Annotated in this window: 11 protein-coding genes and 1 pseudogene; 3 read left to right on the forward strand and 9 right to left on the reverse strand. The window is 47.3% G+C overall.

Translation table 11 applies throughout. The features are described 5' to 3' along the window. Positions 1 to 142: 142 nt before the first annotated feature. The 4 genes from R4537_RS00325 to R4537_RS00340 are packed head-to-tail and all read right to left on the reverse strand — an operon-like array spanning position 143 to position 3,436. Positions 143 to 1,039 carry an amino acid ABC transporter permease gene (locus R4537_RS00325; protein WP_071178943.1) on the reverse strand — a complete coding sequence of 299 codons (897 nt, stop codon included), beginning with the start codon at positions 1,037 to 1,039 and terminating at the stop codon, positions 143 to 145. Positions 1,040 to 1,053: 14 nt separating this feature from the next. After that, positions 1,054 to 1,890 (reverse strand): transporter substrate-binding domain-containing protein, encoded by an 837-nt coding sequence (locus R4537_RS00330; protein ID WP_055044002.1) that lies wholly within the window; start codon positions 1,888 to 1,890, stop codon positions 1,054 to 1,056. Between the two features lie 35 nt (positions 1,891 to 1,925). After that, positions 1,926 to 2,723 carry an amino acid ABC transporter permease gene (locus tag R4537_RS00335; protein ID WP_000595715.1) on the reverse strand — a complete coding sequence of 266 codons (798 nt, stop codon included), beginning with the start codon at positions 2,721 to 2,723 and terminating at the stop codon, positions 1,926 to 1,928. Then, complete coding sequence (locus R4537_RS00340; RefSeq protein WP_175463856.1) at positions 2,723 to 3,436, reverse strand: amino acid ABC transporter ATP-binding protein; 714 nt, start codon at positions 3,434 to 3,436, stop codon at positions 2,723 to 2,725. The genes R4537_RS00335 and R4537_RS00340 overlap by 1 nt, the downstream gene beginning before the upstream one ends. 307 nt (positions 3,437 to 3,743) lie before the next feature. Here R4537_RS00340 and aroG point away from each other — a divergent pair, with 307 nt between their 5' ends. After that, complete coding sequence (gene aroG, locus R4537_RS00345; RefSeq protein ID WP_000487852.1) at positions 3,744 to 4,796, forward strand: 3-deoxy-7-phosphoheptulonate synthase AroG; 1,053 nt, start codon at positions 3,744 to 3,746, stop codon at positions 4,794 to 4,796. 96 nt (positions 4,797 to 4,892) lie between these two features. Here the strand turns inward: aroG and R4537_RS00350 are convergent, their stop codons facing one another. Then, the gene (locus tag R4537_RS00350; protein WP_071178945.1) at positions 4,893 to 5,141 is read right to left on the reverse strand and encodes a DUF3297 family protein; all 249 of its coding nucleotides are present in this window, start codon (positions 5,139 to 5,141) and stop codon (positions 4,893 to 4,895) included. A gap of 152 nt (positions 5,142 to 5,293) precedes the next feature. Beyond that, positions 5,294 to 6,706 carry a transporter substrate-binding domain-containing diguanylate cyclase gene (locus R4537_RS00355; protein WP_235859116.1) on the reverse strand — a complete coding sequence of 471 codons (1,413 nt, stop codon included), beginning with the start codon at positions 6,704 to 6,706 and terminating at the stop codon, positions 5,294 to 5,296. 297 nt (positions 6,707 to 7,003) lie between these two features. On the opposite strand from R4537_RS00355, the gene R4537_RS00360 reads away from it, so the two are divergent. Together R4537_RS00360 and R4537_RS00365 are read left to right on the forward strand one after the other, a co-directional pair. Further along, positions 7,004 to 8,983: a HAMP domain-containing methyl-accepting chemotaxis protein gene (locus R4537_RS00360; protein ID WP_000524452.1), complete on the forward strand. Its 1,980-nt coding sequence runs from the start codon at positions 7,004 to 7,006 to the stop codon at positions 8,981 to 8,983. Between the two features lie 8 nt (positions 8,984 to 8,991). Continuing rightward, positions 8,992 to 10,260 (forward strand): annotated as a pseudogene (locus tag R4537_RS00365) (ABC transporter substrate-binding protein); the annotation flags it as partial. A 252-nt stretch (positions 10,261 to 10,512) separates the two neighbouring features. Here the strand turns inward: R4537_RS00365 and R4537_RS00370 are convergent. The 3 genes from R4537_RS00370 to glgX all read right to left on the reverse strand — a co-directional run bounded on the left by R4537_RS00370 (position 10,513) and on the right by glgX (position 14,812). Next, positions 10,513 to 12,144 carry a methyl-accepting chemotaxis protein gene (locus R4537_RS00370; protein WP_071178948.1) on the reverse strand — a complete coding sequence of 544 codons (1,632 nt, stop codon included), beginning with the start codon at positions 12,142 to 12,144 and terminating at the stop codon, positions 10,513 to 10,515. 300 nt (positions 12,145 to 12,444) lie between these two features. Beyond that, on the reverse strand, positions 12,445 to 12,696 hold the full coding sequence (locus tag R4537_RS00375; RefSeq protein WP_001068179.1) for a DUF2999 family protein: 252 nt from the start codon (positions 12,694 to 12,696) through the stop codon (positions 12,445 to 12,447). 145 nt (positions 12,697 to 12,841) lie between these two features. Then, positions 12,842 to 14,812, reverse strand: a complete 1,971-nt coding sequence (gene glgX / locus R4537_RS00380; protein ID WP_071178949.1) for a glycogen debranching protein GlgX — start codon at positions 14,810 to 14,812, stop codon at positions 12,842 to 12,844. Between the last annotated feature and the right edge of the window lie 88 nt (positions 14,813 to 14,900).

Raw genomic sequence — 14,900 nt, forward strand, 5'->3', positions numbered from 1 at the left:
GTGCAAATTTGTTCCAGACAAATTTGTCACTCTCTTGCCGCCTACCTGCAACTCCAAATAGTTTGAGTCTAATTGATATTTATTCTCAAAAATATCGAAGCAATCGCTAAACTGGCTTTGCTTCGACACCGTCTTTCATCGTTCAACGGCTTAAATGGCGTAAGCTGCGCTTCTCTACTTGTTTAAACAGCATAGACAGGGATAAGCAAAGCACCAGATAGGCTGCGCCGACAATCAGCCAGATCTCAAAAATTAGTCCAGATGAGTTGGCGATCTCACTGCCGACAAAGGTCAGTTCTTGAATCGAAATCAGTGAGATGATCGACGTATCTTTGATGAGGGATATCGTCTGCCCTGCCAGCGCTGGGGTAATAGCGGTCAGTACTTGTGGGGCAATCACATAGCGGTATTTGACCCACGTTGGCAAGCCAAGTGAATCCGCAGCTTCCCATTGTCCCTGCGGGATGTTGGCGAGCCCAGCACGCACGATTTCCGCAATGTAAGCAGAAGAGAGCAGCCCGATACACAACACGCCGGACAACAAGTTTTCCCACAAACGAGCAGGGCCGAACAGCCAAGTGATCAGCGGGTGAACTTCCGCTGTGTGGTAGCGCAGTAGCTCATCCAAACCCAGTAGCGGGATGAGTTGATTGGAGATGAAAAAATAGAAGATAAACACAAACACCAGTGGTGGAATATTGCGTACTAGCTGCACAAATGCGTTAGCGGGTAAACGCACAAACCACGCCTTTTGGCTGCGCGCGATGCCGATCAATGACCCTAACACTAAAGCCAGTACCATGCCCCATAAGCTTAAACGTAACGTTGCGCCTAAGCCTTGTACGAAGTAGGGTAAGCTGCCATCGGCACGCGGCGTGAAAATTAGCGTCCACGCTTCACGCCAATGCCACTGATAGTGAATGCCTACTTCCGAACGGTAATAGAGCCAGCCGATGAGGCTGGCGATTGCGAGCAGTAATCCGCCATCCAGCAAAGTAAAACGATAGCCCGAGGAGGATTTTGCGCCATAGTTATTCATTTACTGACCTGAATTTACTGGCCTGAGGCGATCTGATCCTGCCAATCTAAAGTGGAGAACCAGTATTCGTAACGCGCTTGCAGCCAGCCATCAGCAGTGCGGTCCGCAATCCATTGATCAAAATAGGCTTTCTTATCTTCTTCCCCTAAACGCACTGCAAACGCTTCATTGCCTTTACTTAAACGCTCACTGAAAGGAAGAAACAATGAATCACTGTGTTTGATGCTTTCATGCTCGGGTTTTGGGCTTGAAGCAATCACCGCATGCGCGTTGCCGTTGATCACTTCTTGGAAGGCTTGGGCATCGTCATCAAATTGCAGCACGCTGGCTTTCGGGAAGGTTTCACGCGCCACTTGTACGGTAAAAGCACCTCGGCGAGCGGCGATTTTTACATCGCGCTTGTTAAAATCTTCGAGCTTAGCAAAGCCTTCAGCGAGCTTTTTATTGGCAGCGAGTTGCACACCAGAGTGTGAGTAGGGCGCAGTAAACAGCACACTTTTGGAACGCTCAGGCGTGACCGACATTCCGCCGATGATCACATCAAATTTTTTGGCTAGTAGCGCGGGAATAATGCCATCCCATGCGGTCGGCACAAATTCCACTTGCCAACCTGAGTCGGCGGCTAAGCGTTTAGCAACATCAATCTCAAAGCCAATCAGCTCACCCTGCTTATCGCGCATCGCCCAAGGCACAAAGGTCGACATACCCACGCGCAGCGTGCCGCGCTCTTTAATCGCATCAAGATTGGGTGTGTCGCTCGCCACTGCTGGCAAAGTGAAAGCCAGCCCCAACAAGCCCGTAAGTAAGGTTTTGACGCTGAATCGACCTAAACGTTGTCCGAATAATTGCATAAGAGTTCCCTTTTTATTTAGCGCATTTTTTCGCGTTATGGTGAGCGCCACTGCGCGCCCAGTTTATGTTCTAGCCAAGCTGATAACGCTGATAGAGTCAGGGTTAACAACAGATAGATCGCCGCGACGCTGAACCAGATCTCAAACGGCATCGCGGTTTCCGAAACGATATTTCGCCCCTGAGTGGTGAGATCAAAAATCGCCATCACACTGACAATAGACGAGTTTTTAATCAGCGACACCATTTCATTGGTCAGTGGAGGTAGTGTACGTTGCAGAAGTTGCGGCAGGATCACATCGTAAAAGGTAAAAAAGCGCGATAAGCCGAGCGAGCGTGCCGCTTCATACTGGCCTTGCGCAATGCTGTTTAACCCGCCGCGAAATACCTCTGCGGTATACGCGCCTTGAAACAGCGCAAGGGCAAGCACTGCGGTGGCAAAACGGTCGAGCCCAATCACAGGACCAAACACAAAGTAGAGGAGGTAAATTTGCACCAAAAGCGGCGTGTTGCGCACTACCGCTATGTATCCGGTGCCTAAAGCGCGCCCGACCAGTGAGTGTGACTGACGCAGCAAAGCGGTGGTTAAACCCAAAGCCAAAGTGAAAATCAAACTGATCCCTGTCAGCTGCAATGTGACCAACAGGCCGTGCAGTAAATCGCCCGCCCACCACTGCCCATCTTCAAAAATCAGCACATACTCAGGCACGCGGTGCCACTGCCATGTATAGCCCATAGCCTCTGCGCCGGAATCGAGTAGCCAGACCAATCCGGCAAACACCAAGATCATTTGCAGGGCGGCAAACAGCAGTGGGCGGAAAAAGCGTTTTATCATCAATGGCTCAGGATCTGATTGAGAAATTGTTGGGTACGTGGATGCGTTGGGTTTTGGAACAACTGTTCGGGTGAACCCACTTCGAGAATTTCCCCTTGATCCATAAACATCACGCGGTGCGCGACTTTACGCGCAAAGCCCATTTCATGAGTCACGCACATCATGGTAATGCCATCTTGCGCGAGGTCGACCATGACTTCGAGTACCTCGTTAATGGTTTCAGGATCGAGCGCGGACGTAGGTTCATCAAACAACAAAATTTCCGGCTGCATACAGAGAGAGCGAGCAATCGCTACCCGTTGCTGCTGGCCGCCAGAGAGTTGAATCGGGTACTTATGTGCTTGATCGGTGATCTTCACCCGTTGCAGAAAATGATAAGCACGCTCCTTGGCTTCTTGCGCAGAGAGCTTGAGCGTGCGGATGGGCGCGAGGGTGAGATTTTCCAATACGGTTAGATGTGGAAACAGGTTGAAATGCTGAAACACCATGCCGATCTTACCGCTGCGTCGTGTACGTTCATCCAATTCGGGCAAAACGGTAATGTCACCGCTATCAATACTTTCTAAGCCATTTACGGTGTGGATTAGGGTTGATTTTCCGGAGCCGGAAGGACCACAAATCACCACAATCTCTCCTTTATTGACCGTAAGAGAAATCGATTTGAGCGCTTGAAATTGACCGTACCATTTGCTGACTTGGTGAAACTCTATCACTTTCATCTTGTTATCTTTGTGATTCTTATTGCCCTACCTTAGCAACATAAAACTCACAATGCATTAATTGATTCGGTTTTACTGAGCCGTTTCTTGAGTGGCTAAGGCTTACTCAATAGGGTGTAATTTATTATTTACATCTTGTTTTTCCTGTAAAGAAAAGTGGAATCTTGCCTTTATTTAAAAATAGTGCTTGAGATATTTTTCAAGTGCCGATAAGTTACCCGAAGAAACGACAGGTGCAGTGATTACCAAGGCTGGAGCCGTTGACTGGCAAGGTAACCAGAAAGTAAAGGAAGAAGTAACGATGTTTCAAACTGATGATGTAAAAATTAAGAAGATTAAAGAGCTACTGCCACCAGTCGCGGTGTTAGAGAAATTCCCAGCGACCGAAATGGCGTCGTCCACGACGTTTCAAGCGCGCGAAGCGATTCATAACATGCTGCAAGATAAAGACGATCGCTTGTTGGTGGTGATTGGTCCATGCTCTATTCATGACCCGAAAGCGGCGATTGAATATGGTCAGCGCTTAAAAGCACTGCGTGATGAGCTCAGTGGTCAGTTAGAAATCGTGATGCGCGTATATTTTGAGAAGCCACGTACCACAGTGGGTTGGAAAGGTCTGATCAACGATCCGTATCTCAATGACACTTATGAGATCAATGATGGCCTACGCATGGGGCGTAAATTGCTGCTGGATCTGACCGATATGGGGATGCCGACCGCGAGTGAGTTTCTCGATATGATCACGCCGCAGTATGTGGCGGATTTGATCAGTTGGGGCGCGATCGGAGCACGCACCACTGAATCACAAGTGCATCGTGAATTGGCTTCGGGGTTGTCTTGCCCTGTAGGTTTCAAAAACGGTACCGATGGCAACATTAAAATCGCGTCTGATGCGATTCGCTCTGCTGGTGCTTCTCACCACTTCTTGTCTGTTACCAAGTTTGGTCACTCGGCGATTGTCGAAACCGCAGGTAACCCAGATTGCCACATTATTCTGCGTGGCGGTAAAGAACCCAACTACAGCGCGGCGCACGTGAGCAATATCAAACAAGAGCTGGAAGTGGCTGGCTTACCACAAAAAGTGATGATTGATTTCAGTCACGCGAACAGTTCTAAGCAGTTCAAACGTCAAATGGTAGTGGCGGAAGATGTTGCGGCGCAGATTGCGCAAGGCGAGCATGCTATCTTCGGGGTGATGATTGAATCGCATCTCGTTGAGGGACGTCAGGATCTGACCCCAGGTTGTAACCTGACTTACGGTCAGTCCATCACGGATGCGTGTATTGGCTGGGAAGACACCGAAACAGTACTTCGCCAGCTGGCTGCTGCGATTGAAGCGCGTCGTCAGCGATAGGCGAACGAAAATAAAAAACCGCCTTTTTTCTATTTCTAGAGGCGGTTTTTTTACGACTCAAGCAATAAAAATATGCCTTTGTACGAAAGTGAATACTTACACGTAATAAGCTTCAACCGTGCCTTTCAATTGGATCAGCATAGGGTTGCCGTAGCGATCTTTCGCTTTTGGTGATGGAATTTTAATCCAGCCTTCGCTGATGCAGTACTCTTCTACATCGGTACGCTCTTTACCGTTAAAACGGATACCGATTTGGTGCTCAAAGCACTCTTTGATAAAGAATGGGCTGCGTGAATTACCGGATAAGCGATCGGGTAGGGTGGGTTTTTCTGTAGTGTCGTTCATTGTATGTGACCTGACTCGATAAAAGTGCGCCATTGTAGACAGAGCGTGCCTAGGGTTCAAGTTGGTTCAGACAGCAGACACCTCTAAATGAGAGAGAACGTCTTCCTGTGAAGTTGATTTCTTGGCCTATTCAGAGCCCAAATAGTGCTGATTTAGTTTTTATCAATGATGCATACAACCCGATCTTTACCCGCGTTTTTGGCTTGATATAGCGCATTATCTGCTGAAACTAAATCGTAGTTTTCTTTTGGTTTAGGGTAATAGGCAAGCCCAAGACTTACCGTTACCCAGCCTAATTGTGGGAAAGCTGTTCGACTTTGTTCACGAATATTAGTAACTAATGTCTGAGCTAAGTTTTCTGCCGCCTCAACCGTTGGATAGCAGGCAATAACCGCAAACTCTTCACCTCCGATACGTGCGATCGTTTGGTCGTTTGAGATCAATTCTTTGGCTTGACGAGCAACAAATTGGATCACTTGATCTCCCAAGTCATGCCCAAAGTTGTCATTAATCGACTTAAAATTATCAAGATCAAAGATGATTAGGGTGATACCGCATTGCGTCTTTTGGATATTATTCAGTTGCATCATAAAGTATCGACGATTATGAATATTGGTCAGACTATCGGTGTTGGACAGTGTAATGAGCTGACCATTCATTTCGCGAAGTTGCTTAGTTTGTTCTGCGACACTTCTTTTTAGGATAATGATATAAGAGGAAAGGACAATCAAAACGAAAGCGACTAGGCTTGGAATCAAAAAGCGTGGATAAACGGTCTCAACGCTGTGATGCATCCAGCGGTTTAAAATGCGAGACTTATCTTCCTGATTAAAAAGCGCAAAACCTTGCGCTAACTCTTGAAAGTGAGGGCTGCCTTTGGCTATTGCCGGATATAACACTCCAGTATAGAGGTGTTGAACAGGTAATATCTTGCCCGGTTTGTTTCCTAAATTAAGAAAATAGTTGGTGACTTGGGTATCGGCGACAAACGCTTTTAGCCTGCCTGCTAAAGCTTCTTCCATCATCTGCTGGTTGTTAGTATAAGTCGCGAGCTTTACGTATGGATAATGGCTTTGCATATAATCTTGTTGATAGCCGCCATATAACACGCCGACTGGGTGTTGGTGAAAACCCTCAAGGAAGTCTTTGACTGAAATTTGCTCCAACAATGCACGATTAAAATATAACTTGGTATCAATACTGAAAAAGGGCTCTATGAAATCAAAAGATTGCTCTCTTTTATCGGAACGTACCATACCAATATGAGCATCTGCTTTTCCAGTGAGCACGTTATGGAGCGACTGTTGCCAGTTAGTCACTTTAAACTCAACAGATGTGCCAGTTTTTTCTGCGTATTCTTGCCAGAAGTTAACCAATACCCCCATAGGTTCACCCTTTGCATTGGTATAAGAATAAGGGTGCCAACTGTCAGTTGTTGCAATAACTAAATGTTTTGTTGATGCGTATGGTGTTGAGTTCCATAGCAAAACTAAAATAGTCAGTGAAGTCAGGGCTGTTTTTTTGTTCAACAATGAAATTCGTCTCCAGAGCAGGTGCAAAACCATCAGCAGCTTCCAAAGTGGGTGTCGATTATTAATAAAATAGTCATATATTACAGCGTTTGCACATGTAAAAAGTTTGGTTTAGATCATGTGGATTAAGATTAACCTTAACGAGGTTTGTATTTGTCTCAATTTTTTTATTCAATTATATATTCATATTGGTCAGCTAATAAGCTCGCTTCTAGCGATGTTAAGTAGTTATATGTAACCAATATTGTAAATTGATGAATTGGATTCGCAGTCAAACACAAAACTGTCTATGTTTAACACATCTTTTCATTGAATCATGAGGATAGGTTCATGGGTTTATCTATCGTGCAGCGCATTATCGCTGGCTTCGTATTGATGCTCCTGTTGTTAATCCTATTAGGTGTCATTAGTACTTTGAAAATCCGCGGTATTAACGATGGATTATCAGAGGTGTCAGACCGAGCCACGCCCTTAGTGATGGCGGTTGCTGGCCTGAAGGAAGCCTTACAAGAGAGCAACCGCTGGGTACTGGAATTTCGAACCAGCGAAGAGGCGGCTGAGCTGCCACAACTGTCGAGCAAGTTCAAAGATCAGCAAGCACGTTTTCGGCAATTGAGTCAGCAAATGAACGCGTTTACTGATTCAACTGAGAACCAAAAGCAGTTCCAAGATGTGTTACAGGCCACCAATCAATTTTTTAGCCACGCGGATCAAGTACTCGCTCAGCATAACGAATGGGTGAATACGCTAGTCCAGCGTCGCAAATTAGAAATCGCCTTTATTCGTCTCGAAGATACCTATCAATGGGCTGCCGATCTGTTGTTACAACAGAGTTCGGGTCAACGCTCGATGCGTAATAAAGCTGAGCTGATAACGTCTGGAATTGCCCGCGATTTAAAAAATATCCGCCGAGCGGATGCCAAGACGGATTTAAATGAGCTGGAAAAAGTACTCAGTAAAGATATCGAAATGGCGCGTAAACGGCTAGATCGTGTATTCGTCCCTGACGATGTAAAAACGCGCTACCTCGCTAATTTAAATCGCTTACAAGAACTCGCTTTGGGTCAAAATGGTTTGCTGGCAACCATGCGTAAAGCGCAGCAGTTGGAAAATGCTCTGCTTATTCAAAACCAACAGGTCGATACCAGCCTTGCCAATAGCTTAGCGAAACTGGATGACATGGCGAAATATGCAGGCTCGATTGCTCATCAAAGTCGTGTGCTGGCTGATGCTGCGGTGAGCAGTGCGAATTTCTGGATTATGGTGGTCTCGGCGATTTCCGCTGCTGTTGCGTTAGTGATTGGTTACACCACGGCGCGCAGTATTCAAAAACCGCTACAAAAAATTAATCACGAGCTGGCTTATATGGCGAAAGGGGACATGACCCGACGCATAAAATATCAAACCCAATGTGAATTTGGCGCCCTTTCCCGTTCGATAGATATTTTGGCTGATAAAACCGGTGAGCTGCTGTCTCAAATCAACGCAGGTTCACGCCATCTGGTGAATGAAGCGAGCCGCTCAGCTGAGATTAGTGAACGCGCCATGGCACGTGTGCAAGAACAAAAAAGTCAAACCGACCAAGTCGCGGCGGCCATTACTGAGCTTGAAGTCAGTGCAACCGAAGTGGCGCGTTCAACCGATGGCGCGAAAGATGAGGTGGATCGAGCGGATGCGGAAGCAAAGCAAGGTCGTCAAAAAGTCGCCACGACACGTCGTATTACCGAGCAATTAGCGAGTGATATGGAGTCGGCCGTGGGCATTACCCATAAACTGGGCGAGTTTAGTAACAATATTGGCAGTATTTTGGATGTGATCCGCGGTATCGCTGAGCAAACCAACTTGTTAGCACTCAATGCGGCGATTGAGGCCGCGCGTGCCGGAGATGCCGGACGAGGTTTTGCGGTAGTGGCGGATGAAGTTCGCGCTCTGGCTACGCGCACTCAAACTTCGACCGAAGAGATCCAACATATGATTGAGAACTTGCAGCAATCGAGTAAGCAAGTTGTCGAAGTGATGGGACGTAGTCAAGAGCAAACCCGTGCTTGTGTTGATCAAACGAGGGAAATGGATTCTGCACTGCAATCGATCGCCGATCGTATGGGAGCGATTAAAGAGATGGCCGATCAAGTTGCTCATGCGGCGCAAGAGCAAATTTTGGTCAGTCAAAGTGTTGCGCACCACGTAACAGGGATTGCAGAAGTTGCCCATGAAACGGAGCGTGAAGCGCGTGAATCCGCCAACAGCAGTGAAGTTTTGGCTGATCTTGCGGCTAAGCAGCAGCAACTTATTGCACACTTTAAGGTCTAGGAGGGCTTATGACGAACAAGTGGATTGGAGCTCTGAGCCTCCTGCTATCTGGTCACTTAATGGCCAGCGAATTGGTCATTGAAAGTTGGCGTGCTGATGATAAAGCGCTGTGGGAGCAAAAAATCATACCCGCATTTGAAGCTGCAAACCCTGGCATCAAAGTAAAATTTAATCCGGTACCGAATGTGAGCTATACGCCAACATTGTGGGAAAACTTGAAAGCGGGAAAAGCGGGAGATTTAATCACCTGCCGTCCGTTTGATGATTCTTTAGCACTTTTCAAAGCCGGACATTTAGCAGAACTCACCGAAATGGCAGGGATGGAAAATTTCCCGAGCTTTGCACAAGCGCCTTGGCAAACCGATTCGGGGGCACAAACCTTCTGTGTGCCTATGGCTTCAGTGATACATGGTTTTTTCTATAACAAGAAAATTTTCAATGAATTGGGGATTAGTGTGCCGCAAACCCGTGAACAGTTTTTCACTGTCCTCGATAAAGTGAAAGCGGATGGACGTTATATTCCCTTATCGATGAGTGGTTCTGAAAGCTGGGTTGCATCGGAATTGGGCTATCAAAATATCGGTCCTAATTACTGGAAAGGGGAAGATGGTCGTTTGGCCTTGATTAATGGCCAAGAGCATTTGGACGACTCACAGTATGTGAAGGTGTTTGAAGAGCTCGCACGTTGGCGAGCCTACTTAGGTGAGGGTGGTGAGCTGCGGGATTATGGCACCAGTAATGAGCTCTTTACCTCGGGCAAAGCTGCGCTTTATGTGGCGGGGTCATGGGAAATTGCGCCATTTACCGATAAAGTCGATTTTGGGGTTATGCCTCCTCCAATCGCGAAGCAAGGAGATGGTTGCTTCTTTACTGACCATACCGACATCGGTATGGGGATGAATCCTGCCAGCAAAAATCCGCAAGCAGCGATGGCCTTTTTACAATGGTTAACCACACCTGAATTTGCTGAGTTGTATACCAATTCGTTGCCGGGTTTTTTCTCGTTGTCTAACCACTTCTTTGACGTCACCAATCCTGCGGCGCGCGAAATGATGGAGTGGCGCGATCAATGTGACTCAACCATTCGGGTCGCAACCCAAATTCTTTCCCGTGGTCAACCTAAGTTAGGTGATGAGCTTGCCGAAGTGAGCCAAGCGGTATTGGTTGGAAAAATGACGCCGACAGCCGCCGCTGAGCGTTTAGAGCAAGGCTTAAAAAGTTGGTATGCTCCCCATCAAATGCGCAAAGCAAAGGGACAAGAGTGTCAATGTGTCGAGCAAGGCGTTATGCCTCCAGCACCTGCTGTCGTGTTAGGGGAGACCATTGAATCGCCTGTCGCTGTGGCACCGGATAATGCTGAATCTGCGAGACAAGCTGTACTTAATAATGAAGAAAGTCAGTTTTCGGATGCTGTTGAGCTGATATTACCTATCGCTATTCCCTCGCAGGAGTAGAGCGTTTGAGAGTGATGGTTGTACGATGAAAAACGGCCTGATATCAGGCCGTTTGTATTTCATCACAGGATGAGATTATAGGCGGAAACGCTGCACCGTATCTTGCAACTGGCTCGCTAGCTGACTGAGTTCTGCGCAAGATTGAGCAGCGCTAGAGGAGCCCTGTGCGACTTGCTTGGCTGACTCGTTGATTCGCTCAATGTTACGGCTGAGCTCTTCGCTCACCGAATCTTGCTCACCACAGGCGCTGGCAATTTGAATCGTCATATCCGCAATTTGGCTACTTTGGTGACGAATTTGCTCAATTGCTTGTTGTGTTTCTTGGCTTTGCTCTACACAGTGGTTGATCAACTCACGACTGTTGTTGGTGGTTTCGCGTGCTTTTTGTGCGCAGGCTTGCAAGTTTTGAATGATCTCAACGATATCGCCAGTGGACTGCTGGGTTTTACCTGCCAGCGAACGTACTTCGTCGGCGACTACCGCAAAGCCACGGCCTTGTTCGCCAGCGCGCGCGGCTTCAATCGCTGCGTTCAGTGCGAGTAGGTTAGTCTGTTCCGCGATGTTACTGATCACATCAACCACCATGTTGATTTGTTGCGCTTGGCTTTCTAGCTCCAGCACACGCTGTTCTGTGCGGCCGATCTCTTGATTCACATGTTGAATCGAGTCATTGACGGCGCGCATTTGTTGTGAACCCACGTTTGCGTGTTGGCTGCTGTCGCGTGATGCATCTGAAGCGACTTCAGTATTACGAGCGACTTCTGCTACGGTCGATTTCATCTCGGCCATGGCTGTTGCAATCTGCATCACTTCTTCTTGCTGGATCTGCATGCCTTGTGATGTTTGCTCGGACACAGCGCTCACTTCATCCACCGCATGCGCCAGTTGAGTTGCGCTGGTAATGATCTCTTCGACCATCAGGCGCAGGTTATTTTGCATTTTGCTGCAGGCATCTGCCAGTTCACCTAATTCATCGTGACCGATGGTTTTGCGATCTAAGCGGTGTGCTAAGTTACCTTCGGCAATCGCATTCGCTTGAGTGACGACTTGCATCAGTGGGCGGCAGATAAGATTGGTGAGCAGCCACGTCACCGCACTCATAAAGGCGAGGAGAGCAACAATGCTTGCAACAGAAAATTCGCTAATTTTATCAATAAGCTCGGTCAGCTCACTGCGGTTGTCATCGACATAAGAGAGGTTAAGTTTTAGCAGTTCGTCAATCGCTGTTTCCAACTTTTCAAACGTAGGTAGAGAGCGTTGCAGATCTTGCTGCGCTTTGATCATCTCGTTTTGCAGGATGTCGTTGTTAAATGAACCGAGTTGGCGTAAGTACTCGTTCCACAAGTTTTTCACTGGCATGAAGATGCTACGTTCGTGATCGGTCCAAATACTGCGCTCATAACGGCTCAGATCTTGGGCGATTTGTTGGTAGTGATCGTTCATCCAGCGGATGTCTTCGGCGATTTCCGCTTTATCTGTTGAGGAAAGTAAGCTGATTTGCGCTCTACGCACAGAGGACATGTTGTACTTGATACCGTTGACCACCATCATCGAAGGTAAGGTATCGTCAGTCAGATTGAGTACGTCGCTTTTAATGGTGTGAAGGGAGTTATAAAGGTAGCCACCAAAAGCTAAGTTGATTAAGGCAATCACGCCAAACGCGACTGCGATTTTTTTGCCTATCGCTAAATTTTTGAAGAAAGCCATAAAGAGTCTGTGACCTCGTGGTAAAGCGGGTTGGTCACGTCCATATGTTGAATGCGCTGTCCAAGTTGCGGTTCACGAGCGAAGTTGCATAACGCTGGTGAAGAATTGCAGCGGAGTATAACACCGATTGCATTAATAAAACGAAATTATGTGCGATCTATCGCATTTTATGTCGGATTGTGAAGAGATTTTATGACGATAAGGTGTAAACACGGATGGACAGAGATTGAGCGATCTGAGGATTCACTCATTCACCGTCTATCTGCAATTCCAAGTTGTTGGGGTATAAAAGGTATTGGCTTATTGTTGGAGCTTGGCTTTCGCTGCTTCCACTTTTGCGAAGTCGAGTCCCAGCTCTTCAACGGCTTGTTTGATCAGCGCCGGATTTTGCATCACTTGCGCCAGTACCATTTGCATTTTGTCTTGAGGAAGACCGAGTTGCGCCAGTGTGGCCATGGCGGCAAGCGGGTTTTGGGTCAGAGTTTGAAACAACTCGTTGATCTGCTCGTTACTGATATTGTTTTCTTTCAGCATCGCTAGAATGGGGTTCATTCAATTTCCTCTGTTTTTCTATAGCTCTGTAACGCGAAAGCAACGAGAACGTTGCTTCGATTAACGTTGCTTTGGTGTTAACGGCACGAGACGTTGCCGCTCTAAAGGGCGCCATTGTCGCAGCTTGCTGCTCTTTTCGCTACTTTTAAGCCGATTTTTTCCTCGGTTGATAGTGCAAAATCGACATTGAAACAGGCAGTTGCAACACTTCACCTTCAGCATGACCATGCTGAGCATGGCGCATATTGGTATCGCAAATCAAACGCCAATCCTGCTGCCTATCTTTGGGGAGCACAAAGCGCGCTGGCGCGTTGGTTTGATTAATCAAATACAACATTTCAGGGCCATCACTACCGATGCCGATATGCAAGGCGACCGAAGAGAGGCGATTCCAGTCATCCATTTCCATAGGTTTGCCATCCACCCTACGCCAAGCAATGCGGTTATTGTTACGGTTTTCGCCACTAAATGCGCGAATAAAGGGCACCATGTAGGTTTGTCTTGCCGCTACCATTCCGGCAAGCCATTCACGAAAATCTTGTTTGGTTTCGTTGTTTTCCCAGTTTAACCAGCTGATGTCGTTGTCTTGACAGTAAGCGTTATTGTTGCCTTTTTGAGTGTGTGAGAGTACATCGGCGGTGAGAATGTGTGGAATACCGAAAGCAAACAGCAGGCTGGCCATAAAGTTACGTTTCTGCCGCTCACGAGTCGCGCGGATCACGATACTGTCGGTGTCACCTTCAAAGCCGTAGTTGTCCGAGCGGTTATCACCATGGCCATCGCGGTTTTGTTCGCCATTCGCTTCGTTGTGTTTGTGTTTATAAGACACTAAATCTTGCAGCGTAAACCCATCGTGATAGGTGATGTAGTTGACGGTTAGTTTGTAAGGCCAGTTAGCCGCGCTGTAGAGGTCGCGTGAACCCATGAGGCGTGTCGCAAACTCCTTCAAAAAGCCTAGGTCGCCACGCCAGAAGCTACGGGTAATATCGCGTAGTTTGTCGTTGGTTTCATTCCAACCAAAAGGAAAGTTACCCACTTGGTAGCCATTGGGGCCAATGTCCCAAGGTTCGGCAATCAGCTTCACTTCGCGCAGCACCGGATCTTGTGCAACGGCTTTGAAAAAGGCCGCTTCTTTGCTGAACTCATCACCACGTCGGCCGAGGGTGGCGGCTAAATCGAAACGAAAACCGTCAATCTGATATTCTTCTACCCAACAGCGAAGGGTGTCCATCACTAAATTCAGTGCCGCTTGGTTGGAGAGATCGACCGTGTTGCCACATCCCGTGTAGTTGGCGTAGTGATCGCCATGGTGCAGATAGTAGTTTGGAGCAAGGGCTTTGAGGTTGAACACTGGGCCATTGCTCCCACCTTCTGCAGTGTGGTTATACACCACATCCAAAATCACTTGGATGCCGTTACGATGCAGTTCACGGATGGTGGTTTTCAGCTCATTGACGGCATCTTTATTTGCGTAACGTGGATCGGGGGCCATAAATACATAAGGGTTATAGCCCCAATAATTGACCTTGCCACTTTCCAATAGATGGGGTTCATGCATACAAGCCGCAATCGGTAGTAGCTGTAGAGTATTAATATTTTGCTGGCGATAAAAATCCAGCATGGGCTGGCTCACCAAACCTAAATATTTGCCACGCAGCACTTTTTCTACATCTGGATTCAATTGGGTCAACCCTTTGACATGGGTTTCAAATAACACCATCTCATCTCGTGCGATACGCGGTTTGGTGACGTTTTGCCAATCAAAGTCGGTATCCGTGACCACACATTTTGGTAGATCAAAACTTTTATGGCTGTCAAAAGGGGGATCATAATGCAACGGACCTTCCAACGCTCGCGCGTAAGGGTCAGAAACATAATGCAACTCATCATTGAGTTGGATTAAATAACCGTATTTCTGCCCAGCATGAATGCCAGAAATATGCGTATGTTTTATCCCAGCATATTCATGTTCAAGTTGATGCGTTTCATAGCTACCGTCAGCATGAAAGAGAGCCAAGAGAACATCTCGATTGGCTGGAGCATAAATTGCGAAGTTACAACCCTCGTCATCGAGCGTTGCTCCCAGTGGAAAAGGCGTTGATCGGTTCATTTTCATTTTTAATCGTTGCGTTAGCGCACCACGTTATTAAGTAAAAGGCTTTGCTAGTCTTAGGTCAAGCGCACGGTCACAAATATTTATCTGT

The organism is Vibrio paracholerae, assembly GCF_037672085.1.
Lineage (GTDB): Bacteria > Pseudomonadota > Gammaproteobacteria > Enterobacterales > Vibrionaceae > Vibrio > Vibrio cholerae.

Coding starts and splice junctions, on each gene's coding strand:
- R4537_RS00325 (WP_071178943.1), bottom strand. CDS start 1,039: ATGAATAACTATGGCGCAAAATCCTCCTCGGGCTATCGTTTTACTTTG.
- R4537_RS00330 (WP_055044002.1), bottom strand. CDS start 1,890: ATGCAATTATTCGGACAACGTTTAGGTCGATTCAGCGTCAAAACCTTA.
- R4537_RS00335 (WP_000595715.1), bottom strand. CDS start 2,723: ATGATAAAACGCTTTTTCCGCCCACTGCTGTTTGCCGCCCTGCAAATG.
- aroG (WP_000487852.1), top strand. CDS start 3,744: ATGTTTCAAACTGATGATGTAAAAATTAAGAAGATTAAAGAGCTACTG.
- R4537_RS00350 (WP_071178945.1), bottom strand. CDS start 5,141: ATGAACGACACTACAGAAAAACCCACCCTACCCGATCGCTTATCCGGT.
- R4537_RS00355 (WP_235859116.1), bottom strand. CDS start 6,706: ATGGTTTTGCACCTGCTCTGGAGACGAATTTCATTGTTGAACAAAAAA.
- R4537_RS00360 (WP_000524452.1), top strand. CDS start 7,004: ATGGGTTTATCTATCGTGCAGCGCATTATCGCTGGCTTCGTATTGATG.
- R4537_RS00370 (WP_071178948.1), bottom strand. CDS start 12,144: ATGGCTTTCTTCAAAAATTTAGCGATAGGCAAAAAAATCGCAGTCGCG.
- R4537_RS00375 (WP_001068179.1), bottom strand. CDS start 12,696: ATGAACCCCATTCTAGCGATGCTGAAAGAAAACAATATCAGTAACGAG.
- glgX (WP_071178949.1), bottom strand. CDS start 14,812: ATGAAAATGAACCGATCAACGCCTTTTCCACTGGGAGCAACGCTCGAT.